At 65.9% G+C, this 17239-nt stretch carries 21 protein-coding genes and 1 pseudogene; 12 read left to right on the top strand and 10 right to left on the bottom strand.

Annotated elements, in window-relative coordinates; genetic code table 11:
- Positions 1 to 101 precede the first annotated feature (101 nt).
- Positions 102 to 1196, top strand: a complete 1095-nt coding sequence (locus J0J06_RS09780) for a glycosyltransferase (protein ID WP_294041455.1) — start codon at positions 102 to 104, stop codon at positions 1194 to 1196.
- On the opposite strand, the gene maiA is transcribed toward J0J06_RS09780, so the two are convergent.
- The 5 genes from maiA to J0J06_RS09755 are packed head-to-tail and all read right to left on the bottom strand — an operon-like array spanning position 1180 to position 5003.
- Positions 1180 to 1806 (bottom strand): maleylacetoacetate isomerase, encoded by a 627-nt coding sequence (maiA, locus tag J0J06_RS09775; protein WP_294041453.1) that lies wholly within the window; start codon positions 1804 to 1806, stop codon positions 1180 to 1182. The genes J0J06_RS09780 and maiA overlap by 17 nt on opposite strands.
- Positions 1803 to 2909, bottom strand: coding sequence for an AI-2E family transporter (locus tag J0J06_RS09770; protein WP_294041451.1), 1107 nt, complete (start codon positions 2907 to 2909; stop codon positions 1803 to 1805). The genes maiA and J0J06_RS09770 overlap by 4 nt, the downstream gene beginning before the upstream one ends.
- Positions 2906 to 3847 (bottom strand): signal peptidase I, encoded by a 942-nt coding sequence (gene lepB / locus J0J06_RS09765; RefSeq protein WP_294041449.1) that lies wholly within the window; start codon positions 3845 to 3847, stop codon positions 2906 to 2908. The genes J0J06_RS09770 and lepB overlap by 4 nt, the downstream gene beginning before the upstream one ends.
- A complete protein-coding gene (gene acpS, locus J0J06_RS09760; RefSeq protein ID WP_294041447.1) occupies positions 3844 to 4266 on the bottom strand; it encodes a holo-ACP synthase in 423 nt (140 codons plus the stop codon). The genes lepB and acpS overlap by 4 nt, the downstream gene beginning before the upstream one ends.
- Entirely contained in the window at positions 4263 to 5003 is a 741-nt protein-coding gene (locus tag J0J06_RS09755) for a pyridoxine 5'-phosphate synthase (protein ID WP_294041446.1), read from the bottom strand. Before J0J06_RS09755 ends, acpS begins: the two co-directional genes overlap by 4 nt.
- Before the next feature lie 191 nt (positions 5004 to 5194).
- Between J0J06_RS09755 and coxB the strand changes: the two genes are divergently transcribed.
- The 10 genes from coxB (at position 5195) to J0J06_RS09705 (ending at position 13883) form a co-directional block, all read left to right on the top strand.
- A complete protein-coding gene (gene coxB / locus J0J06_RS09750) occupies positions 5195 to 6304 on the top strand; it encodes a cytochrome c oxidase subunit II (RefSeq protein WP_294041444.1) in 1110 nt (369 codons plus the stop codon).
- 3 nt (positions 6305 to 6307) lie between these two features.
- On the top strand, positions 6308 to 8017 hold the full coding sequence (gene ctaD / locus J0J06_RS09745; protein WP_294041442.1) for a cytochrome c oxidase subunit I: 1710 nt from the start codon (positions 6308 to 6310) through the stop codon (positions 8015 to 8017).
- Between the two features lie 94 nt (positions 8018 to 8111).
- On the top strand, positions 8112 to 9008 hold the full coding sequence (locus tag J0J06_RS09740; protein ID WP_294041441.1) for a heme o synthase: 897 nt from the start codon (positions 8112 to 8114) through the stop codon (positions 9006 to 9008).
- Positions 9005 to 9139: a hypothetical protein gene (locus tag J0J06_RS09735; protein WP_294041439.1), complete on the top strand. Its 135-nt coding sequence runs from the start codon at positions 9005 to 9007 to the stop codon at positions 9137 to 9139. Before J0J06_RS09740 ends, J0J06_RS09735 begins: the two co-directional genes overlap by 4 nt.
- A gap of 5 nt (positions 9140 to 9144) precedes the next feature.
- Entirely contained in the window at positions 9145 to 9678 is a 534-nt protein-coding gene (locus tag J0J06_RS09730) for a cytochrome c oxidase assembly protein (protein ID WP_294042470.1), read from the top strand.
- 31 nt (positions 9679 to 9709) lie between these two features.
- Entirely contained in the window at positions 9710 to 10624 is a 915-nt protein-coding gene (locus tag J0J06_RS09725; RefSeq protein ID WP_294041437.1) for a cytochrome c oxidase subunit 3, read from the top strand.
- Positions 10624 to 11007 carry a DUF983 domain-containing protein gene (locus J0J06_RS09720; RefSeq protein ID WP_294041435.1) on the top strand — a complete coding sequence of 128 codons (384 nt, stop codon included), beginning with the start codon at positions 10624 to 10626 and terminating at the stop codon, positions 11005 to 11007. The genes J0J06_RS09725 and J0J06_RS09720 overlap by 1 nt, the downstream gene beginning before the upstream one ends.
- Positions 11004 to 11615, top strand: coding sequence for an SURF1 family protein (locus J0J06_RS09715; protein WP_294041433.1), 612 nt, complete (start codon positions 11004 to 11006; stop codon positions 11613 to 11615). The genes J0J06_RS09720 and J0J06_RS09715 overlap by 4 nt, the downstream gene beginning before the upstream one ends.
- Before the next feature lie 4 nt (positions 11616 to 11619).
- The gene (thrC, locus tag J0J06_RS09710; protein ID WP_294041431.1) at positions 11620 to 13017 is read left to right on the top strand and encodes a threonine synthase; all 1398 of its coding nucleotides are present in this window, start codon (positions 11620 to 11622) and stop codon (positions 13015 to 13017) included.
- A complete protein-coding gene (locus J0J06_RS09705; RefSeq protein WP_294041429.1) occupies positions 13014 to 13883 on the top strand; it encodes a class I SAM-dependent methyltransferase in 870 nt (289 codons plus the stop codon). Before thrC ends, J0J06_RS09705 begins: the two co-directional genes overlap by 4 nt.
- Here J0J06_RS09705 and J0J06_RS09700 read toward each other — a convergent pair.
- From J0J06_RS09700 to J0J06_RS09690, 3 genes are read right to left on the bottom strand one after another with little or no spacing between them, the layout of a single operon-like run.
- A complete protein-coding gene (locus tag J0J06_RS09700) occupies positions 13880 to 14521 on the bottom strand; it encodes a heme exporter protein CcmB (RefSeq protein ID WP_294041427.1) in 642 nt (213 codons plus the stop codon). The two genes, J0J06_RS09705 and J0J06_RS09700, sit on opposite strands and share 4 nt — an antisense overlap.
- On the bottom strand, positions 14518 to 15177 hold the full coding sequence (ccmA, locus tag J0J06_RS09695) for a heme ABC exporter ATP-binding protein CcmA (RefSeq protein ID WP_294041425.1): 660 nt from the start codon (positions 15175 to 15177) through the stop codon (positions 14518 to 14520). The genes J0J06_RS09700 and ccmA overlap by 4 nt, the downstream gene beginning before the upstream one ends.
- Positions 15174 to 15572: a metallopeptidase family protein gene (locus J0J06_RS09690; protein ID WP_294041423.1), complete on the bottom strand. Its 399-nt coding sequence runs from the start codon at positions 15570 to 15572 to the stop codon at positions 15174 to 15176. Before J0J06_RS09690 ends, ccmA begins: the two co-directional genes overlap by 4 nt.
- Positions 15573 to 15619: 47 nt before the next feature.
- Here J0J06_RS09690 and J0J06_RS09685 point away from each other — a divergent pair.
- Positions 15620 to 15916: pseudogene (locus J0J06_RS09685) on the top strand (4a-hydroxytetrahydrobiopterin dehydratase); the annotation flags it as partial.
- Between the two features lie 42 nt (positions 15917 to 15958).
- On the opposite strand, the gene J0J06_RS09680 reads toward J0J06_RS09685, so the two are convergent.
- Both J0J06_RS09680 and J0J06_RS09675 read right to left on the bottom strand, forming a co-directional pair.
- The gene (locus tag J0J06_RS09680) at positions 15959 to 16357 is read right to left on the bottom strand and encodes a DUF2147 domain-containing protein (protein WP_294041421.1); all 399 of its coding nucleotides are present in this window, start codon (positions 16355 to 16357) and stop codon (positions 15959 to 15961) included.
- Between the two features lie 72 nt (positions 16358 to 16429).
- Positions 16430 to 17224, bottom strand: a complete 795-nt coding sequence (locus J0J06_RS09675; protein WP_294041420.1) for an SDR family oxidoreductase — start codon at positions 17222 to 17224, stop codon at positions 16430 to 16432.
- Positions 17225 to 17239: the final 15 nt, after the last annotated feature.

The raw sequence follows: 17239 nt of genomic DNA, 5'->3' as shown, positions 1-17239 counted from the left end.
GTTGCGGTGCGATAATGGTGACGCCGTCGTTCAGCTTGATTTGCGTCCGCCTTATCCGGCGGCTTGCGAAAAGGCGGTTACGGTCGGAAAGGGCAAGTCAGATGTCCGACCGTACCACTCCCCATATCGCCGCCCGCCATATATTGACCTACGCGCTATCGCTTGACGGCGGAGGGGTGGAGCGCGCGATGCTTCGGCTCATGCGCGGCTGGGTGGCGGCGGGCCGGCGTGTCACGCTGGTAATCGGGTCTGGCGACGGCCCCTATGGCGGCGAGATACCGGACGGGGTCGAGATCGTCGTGGTCGGTCGTTCGTATCTCGGCCTGACTCGCGCGTTGCCCGCTCAGGTGCGGCGCTTTCGCCCCGACATCGTCTTCTGCGCCGGTAATCACTATACCGGCGCGGCGGTGTGGCTTCGAACAAGGCTTGGTCGCGACTGCCCGCCGATCGTCGCCAAGGTATCGAATCGGCTCGATCGCGACGATCAGCCTTTCCCGGTGCGGCAGGGCTATCGTGCCTGGCTGCGCGCGCATCCCCGGTTCATCGACCATATGGTGGCGATGACGCCGGCGATGGCGAAAGAGACGGCCAGGATGACGGGAATACCGGCCGACCGGCTGAACGTGATCGCCAATCCGCCCAACCTCGCGCCCGTGGGTGACCCGACGCCGCAGCCGGATGGGGACTATCTGATCGGGATCGGCCGGCTGGTCCCGCAGAAGCGCTGGGACCGCGCGATCGATGCGTTCGCTCAATCCATGCGCCGCGATACGAAGTTGGTGATCCTGGGCGAGGGCGAGGCGCGGGCAGCTTTGGAAAATCAGATCGCAGAGTTGGGACTCCGCGAGCGCATCAGCCTGCCGGGCTACGCCGCCAATCCGCGCCCCGCGCTCGACAAGGCGCGTGCACTGGTGCTGACGTCCGATTTCGAGGGCGTACCCGGCGTGCTGGCGGAGGCGCTTTCGGTCGGAACTCCGGTGGTCGTGACCGATTCGAGCGTCGCCATGCGGGAGATCGTCGACGATTCGCGCCTCGGCGATGTCGTCAGGACAGATGACTTGGTAGGGCTGACCGCAGCGTTCGATCGTTGGCTCGCCCCCGGCGTGACGCGTCCCGACCCGGTGCCGCAGCGCGGCGCGGATTCGGTCGAGCGCTACCTCGCGCTGTTCGACGGTGTGCTCAGCTGGGCGGGCTGAAATTGTCGGGGTGCGCCGCCGCGAACGCGGGGAGCGCCATCAATGCAGCATCGATCGCCACCAGCCGGGGGTAGGCGTCGAGCGGCGTTTCCAGCCGACGCGCATTGTACATTTGCGGAACCAAGCACAAGTCCGACAGATCGGGCGCGTCGCCGCCAAGATAGGGTCCGTTTCCCGCCATCGCCTCCAGCGCGGCGAACCCTTCCCCGATCCAGTGGCGATACCAATCGTCGCGCGCCGCCTGGTCGATCCCCATCGTGCCCAGCCGTTTGAGGATGCGCAGGTTGTTGACCGGATGGATGTCGGCGGCGATCACGAGGGCGCGTTGCAGCGTCTGTGCGCGGGCGATCGGATCGCGCGGGATCAGCGGCGGTTCGGGGAACGCCGAATCGAGATAGTCGATGATCGCGAGGCTCTGGCCGATGGACTGCCCGTCCACCTCCAGCGTCGGCACGAACCCTTGCGCATTGCGTGCCCGGTTGGCGTCGCCGCTTTGTTCGCCCGCCAGCAAATTGATGTCGTGGCGTTCATAAGCGACATCCTTCATCGCCAGCGCGATGCGCACGCGATAGCTCGCCGAAGAACGCCAATAGTCGTAGAGCCGGATCATGTCTTCTTCGCGCGCGTTCGTCGTCGCGGTTGCGTGGGGGCTGGCGCAGGGTCGGCCATCGCGCGTTCCGAATTGCGCTCCATCGCGACCTTGATCATCGCCGTCAGCGGATCGGCCAGCGCGAGGCCGAGGATGCCGAACAGGGTAGAGAACAGGATCTGGGCCGACAGCGTCAGCGCAGGCGGCAAGTCCACCGTCTTCTTCGCGACCAGCGGAATCACTACCCAGCCATCGAAGGTCTGCACCCCGAAATAGATCACGATCGCCCACAGGCCCTTGTCGACCCCCGCCGAGAAGCCGACCGAGATCATCAGCACCCCGCTGATGAATGCGCCGATATTGGGGATGAAGGCCAGGATGCCGGTGATGATGCCCAGCACCAGCGCCATCGGGATGCCGGCCAGCGCCAGCGCCAGCCACATGAACACGCCCTCGAAGGCCATGCCCGCCAGGCGGCCTGCGAGCAGACGGCGAAGCTGTTTCGCCATCCGGTCGAGCGTCAGGGCAAATTCAGCGCGATGGTCGCTCGGCACCATCCATTGCAATCCGCGGTCGTAAATGCGCGGCTCCATGGCGATGAACAGCCCGATCACCATGATGATGAACAATGTCGAGACCGCGCCAAGCGCAGTGCCGATCCAGCTCGTCAGCTTGCCGACCGATCCCACCGCCTGCTGCGCCAGCCCCTTGAGGTCGTCGGCGCCCGGCACGAATCCCTGCGCGGCGGCCCAATGCGACAGCCGGTCGAACTGGATCGTCAGCGTCGTCTGCAATTGCTGGAACTGGACGACGATGCCTGACCCCGTCTTGTAGACGGTGAGGCCGATGAAGGCGACGGTCAGTACGACCACGATCAGCAATCGCCAGCCGCGCGGGATTTTCAGGAATCGTCCGAGCAGCCGTACCCCGCCGTCGAGCATCGAGGCGAAGACGAGGCCGGCCAGGATCACCAGTATCGGCTGAATCAGGACCACGACCAGCGCCATCGCCGCCGCCAGCCCCAGCCAGATGCCCGCGCGCCGCAACTCCAGCCGCATCGCCGGGTCGCGCATTTCGTGCGGACTCGGCTCCGTGACCAGATCGGTAGGCTTGGGCGCCGTCATTGGTCGCGCGCCGGATGGAGCGAGGTGCCGGCGCGTCCGCCGCGCAATCCGCCCCGCCATGTCAGCGGGTTCCAGGTCGCGGAACCGTTCTTGCTGAACGTGATGAACTCGGCGCGCCCGCCGACATATTCCCACGGTACCGGGCCGCCCAGACCTTGCGCCGCGAGCGAGACGCGGCTGTCCGCCGACCGGTCGCGATTGTCCCCCATCAGGAAGACATGGTCAGCGGGAATCTTTTTCGGCCCATAGAAATCGCCGTCCGAATAGCCGAGATCGACCGTTTCGTAGCTGCGCCCGTTGGGCAACGTCTCGCGCACCAGCGGCAATTGGCAATAGGGCTTGCCGTTCACCGTGCGCCGCCCGTCGGGCACGTCGTTGCAGGTCGTGTTGGCGTCGATCGGCACCAGGAGGTTATGCACAGGTCCGCGCTTCACCGCCACATTGTTGATCAGCACCACGCCGTCGCGCACTTCGATCGTGTCGCCGGGCAAGCCGATCACGCGCTTGATATAATCCTGGTTGCGGCCCGGCGGCGTGACGATGACGACATCGCCGCGCTCCGGCAGGCGGCCGAACAGCCGCCCCTTCGTGAACGGCAATTGCACGCCCCAGCTTTCCTGCGGCTGCTTGAGCACGACATCCTTCCAGATCGCAACCGGATTGGGGATCGTTAACGAGATGAACGACCAGCCATAGGGATATTTGCTCACGACCAGTTGATCGCCGACCTGCAGCCCCGGCAGCATCGATTCGGACGGGATGTAGAAGGGTTTGGCTACGAAGCTGTGGAACGCGAGCACTGCGAGCACCAACCAGAAGATGCCGCGAATCTCGCGCCACGCGGCCTTGGCGCTCGCCGCCAGCCATGGCTGGCGCGGGGTGGCTTCGGCGGCGGTTTCGCCGATCTGATCGTCGTTCAACGCCAACTCTTCACTCATACTCGGGAGCTTCCGTCAGGCGCCGGCAGCGCCTCGATCACGACGAACGCCTGCGCCCAGGGATGATCGTCGGTCAGGGTGATATGGATATGCGCCACGTGGCCCGCCGGGACCATCGCGTCAAGCCGCGCCCTGGCCCCGCCGGTCAGCGCCAGCGTCGGCTTGCCGCTTGGCGCGTTGACGACGCCGATGTCCTTCATGAACACACCGGCTTTGAACCCAGTGCCCACCGCTTTCGAAAAAGCTTCCTTGGCGGCGAAGCGCTTGGCGAGCGTTCCCGCCTTGGTGAAGGGGCGACGGTTGGCCTTGGCGCGCTCTGTCTCGGTGAAGCAGCGATTCTCGAACCGCTCGCCGAACCGGTCGAGCGAGTTCCGGATCCGCTCGATGTTGCATAGGTCGGAGCCGAGGCCGATGATCACCGCGCCGCGTCCATCAATGCGCGCATCCGGCGCACGACAGGCGCGAGGCCGTCGAATATCGCTTCGCCGATCAGGAAATGGCCGATGTTGAGCTCGGCGATCTGCGGGATTGCGGCGATCGGCACGACATTGTCGAACGTCAGCCCATGCCCGGCATGCGGCTCGATTCCGTTTTTGACCGCGAGCGCGGCGGCGTCGGCGATACGGCGGAGTTCGACGGTCTGTTCCTCGCCGGCCAGTTCGCAATAGCGGCCGGTGTGGATCTCGACGACTGGCGCGCCCAGGCTCAGCGCAGCCTCAATCTGGCGCGGGTCGGGCTCGATGAACAGGGAGACGCGCACGTTCGCAGCCCCGAGTTCACGGACCATCGGGGCGAGGTGATTATGCTGCCCCGCGGCGTCGAGACCGCCCTCAGTCGTCCGCTCTTCGCGCTTTTCGGGAACGATACATGCGGCGTGCGGGCGGTGGCGCAGGGCGATCTCCAGCATCTCGTCGGTCGCCGCCATTTCCAGGTTGAGCGGGATCGGCAGTTCGGCCGATAACCGCGCGATGTCATCGTCGGTGATGTGCCGCCGGTCCTCGCGCAGGTGCGCGGTGATGCCGTCCGCGCCAGCTTGTGCGGCCAGCAACGCCGCCCGGACGGGGTCGGGATAGCCCGACCCACGCGCATTCCTGACGGTCGCGACATGGTCGATATTGACGCCCAGGCGCAGGGAATTGGCGGTCAAAACGCTCATCGAATGCGACAGATACGGACCCGCTCGAGGCCGCGCAACGCCGGTTCCGAAGCAAAAGTGTGCGCCGAGCCTTGATGATCGCGCCGACCGCGGCGTATAGGCCCGGCGACAAGGGCGAAAACCGCCTGACGACATGGGTATGCCGACCGCCGCGGCCTGCGGCGATCGAATCAACAGGGTGACGCGACACGATGCGCTTTATCGGGCTCAAATCTGCGATGCTGGCGGCGGGGTTGATGCTCGCCGGTGCCGGTCATGCAGCGCCACAGGCAACAACCGCGCCGGCTCCGGCCGCTGCCCCGGCGGTAGCGGCGCCAGCGCCCGCTCCAGTTGCGGCGCCCGTCGCAACGACCGCGGCTCCGGCTGCGAAGCCTGCCGCCGACCCCGAAATGCTGGTCCGCGACGGCGCGCCGGAAATGGCCCCGACCAAGGGAATCGGTGACGCGGTCGACGGCAATATCGGCATCCAGCCGCAAGTCACCAAGAATGGCGAGCGGGCGGCGAACTTCCACAATCACTGGCTGCTGCCGACTATCATCATCATTTCGGTGTTCGTCCTGCTGCTGCTGATCTGGGTGATCTTCCGCTTCCGGGCTGCGGCCAATCCGGTCCCGTCGAAAACGGCGCACAACACGACGATCGAGGTGATCTGGACCTTGGTCCCGGTGCTGATCCTCGTCATGCTCGCGATCCCCTCGATCGGGCTGCTCCAAGCGCAGTTCAAGCCGGCCCCGGCCAATGCGATCACGCTGAAGGCGACCGGCAACCAATGGTATTGGACCTATACCTATCCCGATAATGGCGGGTTCGAGATCACCTCGAACATGCTCAAGGAAAAGACCGATCCCGATTTCGGTCCCGGCGATCGCGCGCGGACCGAAGCCGATGGTCCCCGCCTGCTTGCGGTCGACAATCGCGTGGTGCTGCCGGTCGGCGTGCCGATCCGTCTGATCACCACATCGGCAGACGTCATCCACAGCTGGGCGATCCCAGCGTTCTGGATCAAGCTCGACGCCGTTCCCGGCCGGATTAACGAGACCAGCTTCACGATCGAGAAGCCGGGCCTCTATTTCGGTCAGTGTTCGGAACTGTGCGGACCCAAGCACGGCTACATGCCGATCGCGGTCCAGGCCGTGCCGCTTGACGTTTATAACCGCTGGGTCGTCGCCAAGGGCGGCACCGTGGCGGGCGCTGCGCCGCCGGCGGCTGAGTCGGCTGCCGCCCCCGCGCCCGCCGCTGCGCCGGAAGGCAACGCGACCGCCCCCGACAATGCCGCCGACGGCAACGCGACTGGACAATAAGACATGAGCGACATCGCCCTCACCCCCGAGCGCTTCGAGGCGCATCATGACGATCACGCGCATCACGACGCGGATCACAAGCCCGGTTTCTTCGCGCGTTGGTTCATGTCGACCAACCACAAGGACATCGGCACGCTCTACCTGATCTTTGCGATCACCGCAGGGATCATCGGCGGCGCGATTTCGGGTCTGATGCGGATCGAGCTCGCTTCGCCGCACCTCCAGTATCTCGGCACCTGGGCCAATTACCTCAACCATCTGCGCGGCGGCGGCGACGTCAATGTCGACCAGGCCAAGCATTTGTGGAACGTGCTGGTGACGGCGCATGGCCTGATCATGGTGTTCTTCATGGTTATGCCGGCGATGATCGGCGGGTTCGGCAACTGGTTCGTCCCGATCATGATCGGCGCGCCGGACATGGCGTTCCCGCGCATGAACAACATCTCGTTCTGGTTGCTGGTGCCCAGCTTCACGCTGCTGCTCGCCAGCCCGTTCTTCGGCGGGGCCGATGGCGGTGCGGGGACGGGCTGGACGGTCTACGCCCCGCTGTCGACGCAGGAAGCGGGCCCGTCGACCGACATGGCGATCCTGTCGCTCCACTTGGCGGGCGCGTCGTCGATCCTGGGCGCGATCAACTTCATCACGACGATCTTCAACATGCGCGCGCCGGGCATGACGCTGCACAAGATGCCGCTGTTCGTGTGGTCGGTGCTGGTGACGGCGTTCCTGCTGCTGCTCGCGCTGCCGGTGCTGGCCGCGGCGATCACGATGCTGCTGACCGACCGCAATTTCGGCACGACATTCTTCCAGGCCGAAGGCGGCGGCGACCCGATTCTCTACCAGCATCTGTTCTGGTTCTTCGGCCACCCCGAAGTGTATATCATGATCCTGCCGGGCTTCGGCATGATCAGCCAGATCATCGCGACCTTCTCGAAAAAGCCGGTGTTCGGCTATCTCGGCATGGCCTACGCCATGGTCGCGATCGGCGTGGTCGGGTTCATCGTGTGGGCGCACCACATGTTCACCACCGGCCTCAGCGTGAATACCAAGATGTATTTCACCGCGGCGACGATGGTGATCGCGGTGCCGACCGGCATCAAGATCTTCTCGTGGATCGCGACGATGTGGGGCGGCAGCCTGACCTTCAAGACCCCGATGGTCTGGGCGCTCGGCTTCATCTTCATGTTCACCGTCGGCGGCGTGACCGGCGTCGTGCTCGCGAACGGCGGCGTCGACGATTACATGCAGGATACCTATTACGTCGTGGCGCACTTCCACTACGTGCTCAGCCTCGGCGCGGTGTTCTCGCTGTTCGCTGGCTTCTATTACTGGTTCCCGAAAATGTCGGGGCGGATGTACAGCGAGGTTCTCGGCCAGCTGCACTTCTGGGTGTTCTTCGTCGGTGTGAATATCCTGTTCTTCCCGATGCACTTCCTGGGTCTGCAGGGCCAGCCGCGCCGCATGCCCGACTTCCAGGACGGCCTGGCATACTGGAACCATATCGCATCGGCGTGGGGCTATTCGATCATGGCCGCGGGGATGGGGATCTTCTTCATCAACATCCTGTGGTCGCTGTTCGCTGGCAAGAAAGCGCCCGACAATCCCTGGGGTTCGGGCGCGACGACGCTGGAATGGACACTGTCGAGCCCGCCGCCCTACCACCAGTTCGAAACGCTTCCCGTTATAGACGAGGGCGATTCCCATCATCACTGATCGACCCGAGGTCGACACGGAACGCGCCCCGGAGCAATTCGGGGCGTTTTTCGTTGGAAGGCGCGGGATCACGGCCCTATAGCGCGCGCATCTCATGACCACGCAGACGATGTCCCTACCCGCCGACTGGCGCGATTTCCTGGCGTTGACCAAGCCCAGAGTGATGACGCTCGTCGTCTTCACCGGGCTGTGCGGGATGCTCGCCGCGCCTGGCACGATTCACCCGGTGATCGGCTTCACCGCGATCCTGTGCATTGCGCTTGCCGCCGGCGCGGCGGGTGCGCTCAACCAATGGTATGAGGCCGATCTCGACGCGCAGATGCGTCGCACCGCCGCGCGGCCATTGCCCGCCGGGCGGATGGACAAGCAATCGGCGCTCCATTTCGGCGTCGGACTCGGCGCGTTCTCCGTGCTGTTGATGGGGCTGGCGGTGAACGTGTTTGCGGCGACCATCCTTGCGGCGTCGATCCTGTTCTATGTGCTGGTGTACACCGTCTGGCTCAAGCCGCGCACGCCGCAGAACATCGTCATCGGCGGTGCGGCCGGGGCGTTTCCGCCGCTGATCGGCTGGGCGGCGGCGACCGGCAGTCTCGCGCCGCTCCCCGTGCTGCTGTTCGCGCTCGTATTCCTGTGGACCCCGCCGCATTTCTGGGCATTGGCGCTGTTCGTGAAGACCGACTACGCCAATGCCGGCATCCCCATGCTGCCCGTCGTCGCCGGCGAGCGGACGACGCGGACTCAGATCGGCCTCTACACCATCCTGATGGCGGCGGCGGCAATCGCGCCCTGGCCACTGGGGCTGACGGGCGCGATCTACGGTGCGGTGGCGATCGTGGCGACTGGCTGGTTCGCGCTGCTGGCGGCGCGCGTCGCGACGCGAACTAAGGGCGAAGGCGATACGATGCGCCCCGAAAAACGGCTGTTTGCCTTCTCGATCGTCTACCTGTTCGTCATGTTCGGCGCGGTGGTCGTCGACCGGTGGCTGGCATGACACCCGATGAGGAGGAGCGTCGGCTGTCGGCGCAGCGGCGCAACGCGCGCGTCATGGCGATCCTGCTCGGCGCGTTTGTGGTCCTGATGTTCGCGGTGTCGATCGCCAAGATCGGGATGCGCCACCCATGACGAGCATGACCGGCACGCGCCGTACCGTTATCCTGCTGGCGCTTGGCGTCTGCTGCTCCACCGGTCTCGCCTGGGCAAGCGTTCCGCTTTATCGCCTCTTCTGTCAGGCGACCGGCCTCAACGGGACGACCGGTCGCGGGTTACGCGCGCCCGGCGCGGTCGATGGCAAGATCACTATCGCGTTCGACACCAACGTCTCTCCCCAGCTCAAGTGGAAGTTCAAGCCGGAGGCCGAATCGGAAACGATCGACATCGGCGCACGGGACATGGCGTTCTTCACCGCCACCAACACGTCGAACAAGACCGTCACCGGCACCGCGACGTTCAACGTCATGCCGGCGCAGGCGGGGATATATTTCAAGAAAATCCAGTGCTTCTGCTTCACGCAGCAGACACTCAAGCCCGGCGAAACGCAGCGCATGCCGGTGATCTTCTACGTCGATCCGGCGATCCTCAAGGACCCAGACGCGCGCGACATCCAGACCATCACGCTCAGTTACACGTTTTACCCGGTGGATTCCGGCAAAACGCCGAGCTAGAGCGATAACTATACGTAACAGGGAAGCACGCATGGCCGGCGCCAAGAACCACGACTATCACATTCTCCAGCCCGATCCCTGGCCGATGATCGGCGCATTTTCGGCGCTGATCCTCGCGATCGGCGGGATCATGTGGATGAAGGGTGCGGCGCATGCGCCGATCGTGTTCGGGCTCGGCGTGATGTGCGTTCTGGTCACGATGTATTCGTGGTGGTCGAACGTCATCAAGGAAGCGCATGCCGGCGACCATACGCCGGTGGTGCAGCTTCACCTGCGCTATGGCATGATTCTGTTCATCGCGTCCGAAGTGATGTTCTTCGTCGGCTGGTTCTGGGCATTCTTCGACTTCTCGCTGTTCCCAGCGCCGGTCGTTTGGGACGCCGCGTCGAAGAGCGCGAGCATCGTGACCGAGGGCGCCAAGGCCGCCGCGGTTTGGCCGCCCAAGGGCATCGAGGTCATCAACGCGTTCCAGTTCCCGCTGCTCAACACGCTGATCCTGCTGCTGTCCGGCACGACCATCACCTGGGCGCATCACGCCCTGATCCACAACCAGCGCGGCGGCGCGATGAAGGGCCTGTGGGGCCTGATCGGCGTCGGCGAGAATGACAGCGTCAAGAAGGGGCTGTGGCTGACGATCGTGCTCGGCCTGCTGTTCAGCACGATCCAGGCCTATGAATATTCGGAAGCGCCGTTCCCGTTCAAGGGCCTGAACTATGGCGCGTCGTTCTTCATGGCGACGGGCTTTCACGGCTTCCACGTGCTGATCGGGACGATCTTCCTGATCGTGAACCTGGTCCGCGTGTACAAGGGCGACTTCACCCCGAAGCAGCATTTCGGGTTCGAGGCGGCCGCCTGGTACTGGCACTTCGTCGACGTGGTGTGGTTGTTCCTGTTCGTCACCATCTACGTCTGGGGCGGCTGGGGCGCACCGATCCACGCCGGCTGATGGCTGAGGAGCGGGCGGTCGCCTGCCCGACTCCCGTGGAGGTAGCGCTGAAGGGCCTGTGCCCGCATTGCGGCGCGCGGACATTGTTCGCCGGCTGGGTGCGCTTCGCCGATCGCTGTGGTGGGTGCGGGCTTGAGTTCAGCCGGTTCAATGTCGGCGACGGGCCGGCGGCGTTCCTGACATTGCTCCTCGGCGCGGTCATCGTGACGCTGGCGATCGTGCTTGAACTGACCATGCATCCGCCATGGTGGGTGCATGTCCTGTTGTGGGTTCCGGCCACGGCGGCCGCGGTGCTGGCGGCGTTGCGCGTGTCGAAGGGCGCGCTGATCGCGCTCGAATATCGCAACCGCGCCGCCGAAGCGCGCAGCGGGGACGTGCGGTGAAGCGAGTCCCGGTCGTGCCGACGATCCTCGTCGCGCTGGCGGTCGCGGCGATGATCGGGCTTGGGCTGTGGCAGTTGCTGGACCGGCTGCCGCAGAAGGAGGCGTTTCTTGCCCAGCTCGCCGCCAACCCGTCGAGGCCCGCCATCGCGATGCCGGCCCCGGCGATCGGCGACGACCTGTTGTTTCGCCGTGCGAGTGCGACGTGCCTCTCGCCGATCAGCTTTTCGACCGAGGGGGCGGGCAACGCCGGCTATCGCGTCATCGCACATTGCTCGACCGGAGCGGAGGGGCCGGGGTTCGCGGTGCAGATCGGCACGACGCGCGACGTGGACTTCAAGCCCGACTGGCGCGGCGGGCCGGTCTCCGGCCTGATCAGCCACGCGCCGAGCCACGAGCCGTTGATCGCCGGCCTGTTCGGGAAGACCGCGCCGAAGCCGTTGCTGCTGGTCGCCGACACGCCCGTTCCGGGCCTGACCGCCAACGCGGTGCCGAGTATCGAATCGATCCCCAACAACCACCTCGCCTACGCTGTCCAATGGTTCGCATTTGCGACGATCGCGCTGGTGATCTACGGCCTCGCGCTGCGCCGCCGCGCGCAAAGGGGATAGATTGATGCGTTACGTGAGCACGCGAGGCGCCGCGCCCGCGCTCGATTTTCGTGAAGTCACGCTCGCCGGATTGGCGAATGACGGCGGGTTGTATCTGCCTGAGGCGTGGCCGACGCTGACGCGTGACGAGATCGCCGGCCTCGCTGGCCTCTCCTATGTCGAGACCGCCGTCCGCGTAATGCGGCCGTTCGTCGGCGATGCGCTGAGCGAGGACGATTTGCAGTCGCTCTGCGCGCAAGCCTATGGGCGGTTCGACCATGATGCCGTGACGCCGCTGGTGCAACTCGACCGACAGCATTGGCTGCTCGAACTGTTCCACGGCCCGACTTTGGCGTTCAAGGATGTCGCGCTGCAACTGCTCGGGCTGCTGTTCGAGAGGTTCCTGGCGGGTGCCGAACGCCCGTTGACCGTGGTCGGCGCGACCAGCGGGGATACCGGCTCGGCCGCGATCGATGCGCTGGCCGGGCGTGAGCATGTCGAAATCTTCATGCTCCACCCCAAGGGACGCGTGTCCGACGTCCAGCGCCGCCAGATGACCACGGTGCTGGCGCCCAACGTCCACAATATCGCGATCGAAGGCAGCTTCGACGATGCCCAGGCGATGGTGAAGGCGATGTTCAACGCCAACGCCGCGGGAACGGGGCCGCTCGGGCACCTCCGGCTGTCGGCAGTCAATTCGATCAACTGGGCGCGGCTGATGGCGCAGGTGGTCTATTATTTCTACGCCGCCGTGCGGCTCGGCGCGCCGGAGCGAGCGATCGCTTTCTCGGTACCGACGGGCAATTTCGGCGATGTGTTCGCTGGTTATGTCGCGGCGAAGATGGGGCTGCCAGTCGCAAAGCTGGTTGTGGCCACCAATGTCAACGACATCCTGCATCGCGCGCTTTCCTCGGGCGACTATTCGGCGAAGGGCGTGGTCGCGACGCCGACGCCGTCGATGGACATCCAGGTCAGCTCGAACTTCGAACGCTTGCTGTTCGACGTTGGCGGTCGCGATGGGGTGGCATTGCGCGAGCAGATGACCGGCTTCGAAGCATCGAAGGCGATGCGGCTGACCAACGCGCAGCTTCAGGGCGCGGCGGCATTGTTCGACAGCGCCCGCATCGACCTCGACGACATGGCGCTGGCGATGCGCTGGGCGTGCGAGCGCGCGGGGCAAGTGATCGACCCGCATACCGCGATCGGCCTGTCGGCGGCGCGGGCTGCGGACCTCGACGCGCCGATGGTGACGCTGGCCACTGCGCACCCTGCGAAATTCCGCGACGCGGTCGAGCGCGCGACGGGCGTGCGGCCAACGCTGCCGGCGCGGATCGGCAATCTGTTCGAGCGCGAGGAACGGTACGAGACGCTGCCCGCGACGCTCGACGCGGTGGCCGGATATATCGCCAAGACCGCACAATGAAGCTCGACACGCTGATCGGCGAACCCTGGGCCGATTACGGCCTGATCGACAGCGGACATGGGCGCAAGCTCGAACGCTACGGTCGCTTCCGTTTCATCCGGCCCGAACCGCAAGCGATGTGGGCGCCCGCCAGCGCCGACTGGAAAGCCGATGGCGAGTTCATCCCCGGCTCCGACGAGGACGGCGGCGGGCGCTGGGAATATAGCGGGCAAGTCCCGCGCGACGGCTGGCCGCTGAAGTGGGACGACGTGACCTTCACCGCGCAAAACACCGCGTTCCGTCACCTCGGCTTCTTTCCCGACATGGCGCCGGTGTGGGGCTGGATGCGTGCGCGGCTCGACGGCGTGGCGGACGCGGAGGTGCTCAACCTGTTCGGCTATACCGGCGTCGGCACGCTGGCGCTGGCGGCGCGCGGCGTGAAGATGGTGCATGTCGATGCCTCCAAGAAATCGGTCGAGGGCGCGCGGGCCAATGCGCGGCTGGCCGGGATGGACGACAAGCCGGTGCGCTGGATGGTCGACGACGCGACCAAATTCGCGGCGCGCGAGGTGCGGCGCGGGCGGCGCTACGACGGCATCCTGCTCGATCCGCCCAAGTTCGGGCGCGGGCCGGAGGGCGAGGTATGGCGGCTGGAGGAAGGGTTGCCAGGCCTGGTCGCCGATTGCCGCAAGTTGCTCGACGAGAAGTCGCGGTTCCTGTTCCTGACCGTCTATGCCGTCCGCATGTCGGCACTGGCGATCGGCGAGCTTGTCGCCCAGGTGTTCGCCGATTTGCCCGGCACGGTCGAAGCGGGCGAACTCGCGGTGCGTGAGGAAGCGCGCGGGCTGCTGCTTCCAACCGCGATCTGGGCGCGGTGGAGCCGCTAATCGAGTGACGCGCGGATCGCTGCCCCAGCGACGAAGGGTGCGCCCGCGACCAGCAGCAGGCTGACCGCGCCGAGCAGTTTCAGCCCGCCCGAACCGCCGTCTAGGCTGCCCGCCCCGAAGATCAGGAGCGGAATCGCGAGTGGCAGGATCAACAGCCCCGCCAGCGCGCCGACACCGCGCAACGTCGCCGTCAGCGCGCCGACCGCGAGCGCCAGTGCGGCGAGACCGGGCGTGCCGATCAGCAGGCCGATCTCGACCCGGATCAGCGTGTCGGTTGGCAAATCGAGCAGGGCGGCCGCGGGCAAAGCGGCGAGCAGGATCGGGGGAGCGAAACTCAACCAGTGCGCGGTGAGTTTGGCGAGCGCGATCACCGCCGCCGATTGTCCGCGTACCAACAACTGGTCGATCACGCCGCTGGAGAGGTCGGGCGCGACCAGCCGCTCGACCGGGATCAACGCGGCGAGCAAGGCTGCCGCCCACAACACCCCGCCGCCGACACGCGCGAGCAGGGCCGCGTCGGGGCCAACTGCGAAGGGAAACAGGATCGCGACGAGCAGGAAGAAGGCGACCGGCAGCAACGCTCCGCCCCCGATCCAGGCCCGGCGAATGTCGCGGAGGATGAGGGCCGTGAGGCTCACGTTCTCGCCTTACTTCTCGAGCCACCCCGGCGAAGGCCGGGGTCCAGCATCGGGCCGCTCGCGACTGGACCCCGGCCTTCGCCGGGGTGGAGCAGGGGGACGGTCACCGCGTTCGGCAGCGCGATCGGCGTATGGCTGGCGACCAGCGCCGCGCCGCCGCTGGCCCGATGGCTGGCGATGGCGCGTTCGAGTAATCCCAGCGCCGCCGTGTCGAGTCCGTTGGCGGGTTCATCGAGCAACCAGACCGACGCGCCGCTCGCGACGACGCGCGCGATCGCGGCGCGGCGGCGCTGGCCCGTGGACAACAAGCGCACCGGCACCTCGGCCAGGTCGCTCAGCGCCATCGCCGCCAGGGCGTCACCTACCGCATCGGCGCGACCATCGAGCCGCGCCCAGTAACGTAGCGCCTTCGCCAGCGGCAACTCCTCGTCGAGCGATGCCGCTTCGGTCAGCAAGGCGCGCGACGCCTCCGCTTCGATCGCGCCAGCGGCGGGCCGCAACAAGCCGGCGGCGAGGCGGATCAGGCTCGACTTGCCCGCGCCGTTCGGGCCGCTGACGAGGATCGCGGCGCCCGGTTCGAGCGCGAACGACAGATGCTCGAACAAAACACGCCCGCCGCGCACGCACGTCACCTCGCGAAACGCGAGCTGGGTCACGCTTCGTCCTCGAGCCGGTGCATGTCGGCGTCGGACAGCCCGAAATGGTGCCCGACCTCGTGGATCACGACATGGCGGACCAGCGTCGCCAGATCCTCGCCGTCCGCCACCCATTCGTCGAGGATCGCACGGCGATAGAGGTGGATGCGGTCAGGCGGCGACCCCGAATCCATCGATGATTTCTCGCCGATCGGGCGGCCGTGATAGACGCCGGTCAAGTCGTAGGGATCCTCGATCCCGAGCGCGTCGAGCGTCCCGTCATCGGCATATTCCTCGACGATCAACAGCACGTCGCCGAGATGCGCCGCGAATTCGGGCGGCAGCGATGCCAGGGTCGCCCGCGCGATCGCCTCGATCTCCGCCGCGCTTGGCGCGCGCTGCTCTTGCCCGCTCATGCCAGCCGGCATAGTCCGGTAGTCAGGCACGCGGCAAGCAAGGGAGAGCGGCGATGGTCGATCAACTGACCGAGGACGAACGCGCCGAGGCGCTCGATGAACTCGACGCGTGGGATTATGACGAGGGCCGCGACGCGATCAGCCGCAGCTTCACCTTCGAGGATTTCAGCGAGGCCTTCGCGTTCATGACTCGAGTCGCGTTGCTCGCCGAGAAGGCCGATCATCACCCCGAATGGTCGAACGTGTGGAACCGCGTCGATATTCTGCTGACGACGCACGATGCGGGCGGGTTGTCGGCGCGGGACGTCGCGATGGCGGAGGCCATCGACAATCTCGTTGATTGAGAGCGTGAGCAATCTCAGTGAACATGGTCGCAGTGCTAAACCCTAAATCCTCACCAGCACCTTTGCCTTGCACAGCACGCGGCCGATCAGGCAGCCGCTGCCCTTCAGCGTGTTGCGATCGACGACCGTCATGGTGCCTGAAAAGGTCTTGTTGAGGTCGGGCACGAACACGCGGCCGCTCCAGCCGCCGTTCTTGTCCTTGTGAAAGTCGCGAAAAATTTCGGTCCCGATCAGGTTGGTCGTCCCGCCGCGGCGTGCATCGGCGATCGCCTCGTCGCTGGCCCAGGCGACCTTGCCGCAGATCGAATCGCCGCAATGGTACATCTGGATGTGCATCGTGTTGCGCATGTTGCGCCAGGTTCCGACGACGGTGTCGTCCGCCGCCTGGGCGGCGGCGAAGGCGTTCAGGCCCAGCAGGATCACGATTAGCGCACGCAGCATTTGCATCTCCCTTTGGGAGGTCAACTGGGCATGCGGGGGAGAGGAATCAATCGTGAGCGGCGGGAATATAGCTCAGTCAGGCGCGGCGATCCCGCGGCGCATTTGCTTCCGGATCTGCCGGGGCAGCCATTTTGCGGCGAATTTCAGCCGGAACGCGGTCTTGCCGACATAGGTATGGACCGCGTCGCCATGCACCGCGCGCCACGCAGCTTCGGCGACGTCGGCGGCGCTCGTGAGTTCCAGCCCCGCCGCGGTGACGACTTCGCGAATGTTCTGGTTGCTGCCCTCGATTCCACCCTGCAGCAGGGGCGTGTCGATAAAGCCTGGGATCAGGTCGCGGACCTTGATCCCGTCGCCATACCATTCGCCGTCGAGCCCCTCGGTCAGCGCGCGGACGCCAAACTTGGTCGCCGAATAGACGACGAGGCCGGACGTGCCGTAGATCGCCGAGGCGCTGGCGGTGTTGAGCAGGCACGATCCCGGCGTCTTCGCGAGATATGCGTGGCCGATCTTCGCGCCGTTGAGCACGCCGCCCAGATTGATCGCCACGACGCGGTCCATGTCCTCGAAGCTCATTTGCGCGATCGGGCCGCCGGTGCCGATCCCGGCATTGTTGAACAATACGTCGAGCCGCCCGCCGGACTTGGCGGTGAAGTCGTCGAGGTTCGCCTTCCACGCGTCGCGATCGCGCACGTCCATGATGTAGGTGTCGACCATGCCTGGGGGCAGCATCGCCGCGGTCGCGCGCAGCCCCGCCGCGTTGACGTCGGCCAGCCCGACCCGCCAGCCTTCGCGCGCAAACCGCTGCGCGACCGCCTGACCGATGCCCGATCCGCCGCCGGTGATGAAGATCGCCTTGGTGGTCATCCGGCCCTCCCCTTG

The sequence above is a fragment of the Sphingomonas sp. genome, from assembly GCF_017304615.1.
GTDB lineage: Bacteria > Pseudomonadota > Alphaproteobacteria > Sphingomonadales > Sphingomonadaceae > Sphingomonas.
Note: the sequence above shows the minus strand (reverse complement) of the source record. Positions and strands in the feature narration are given on the sequence as shown.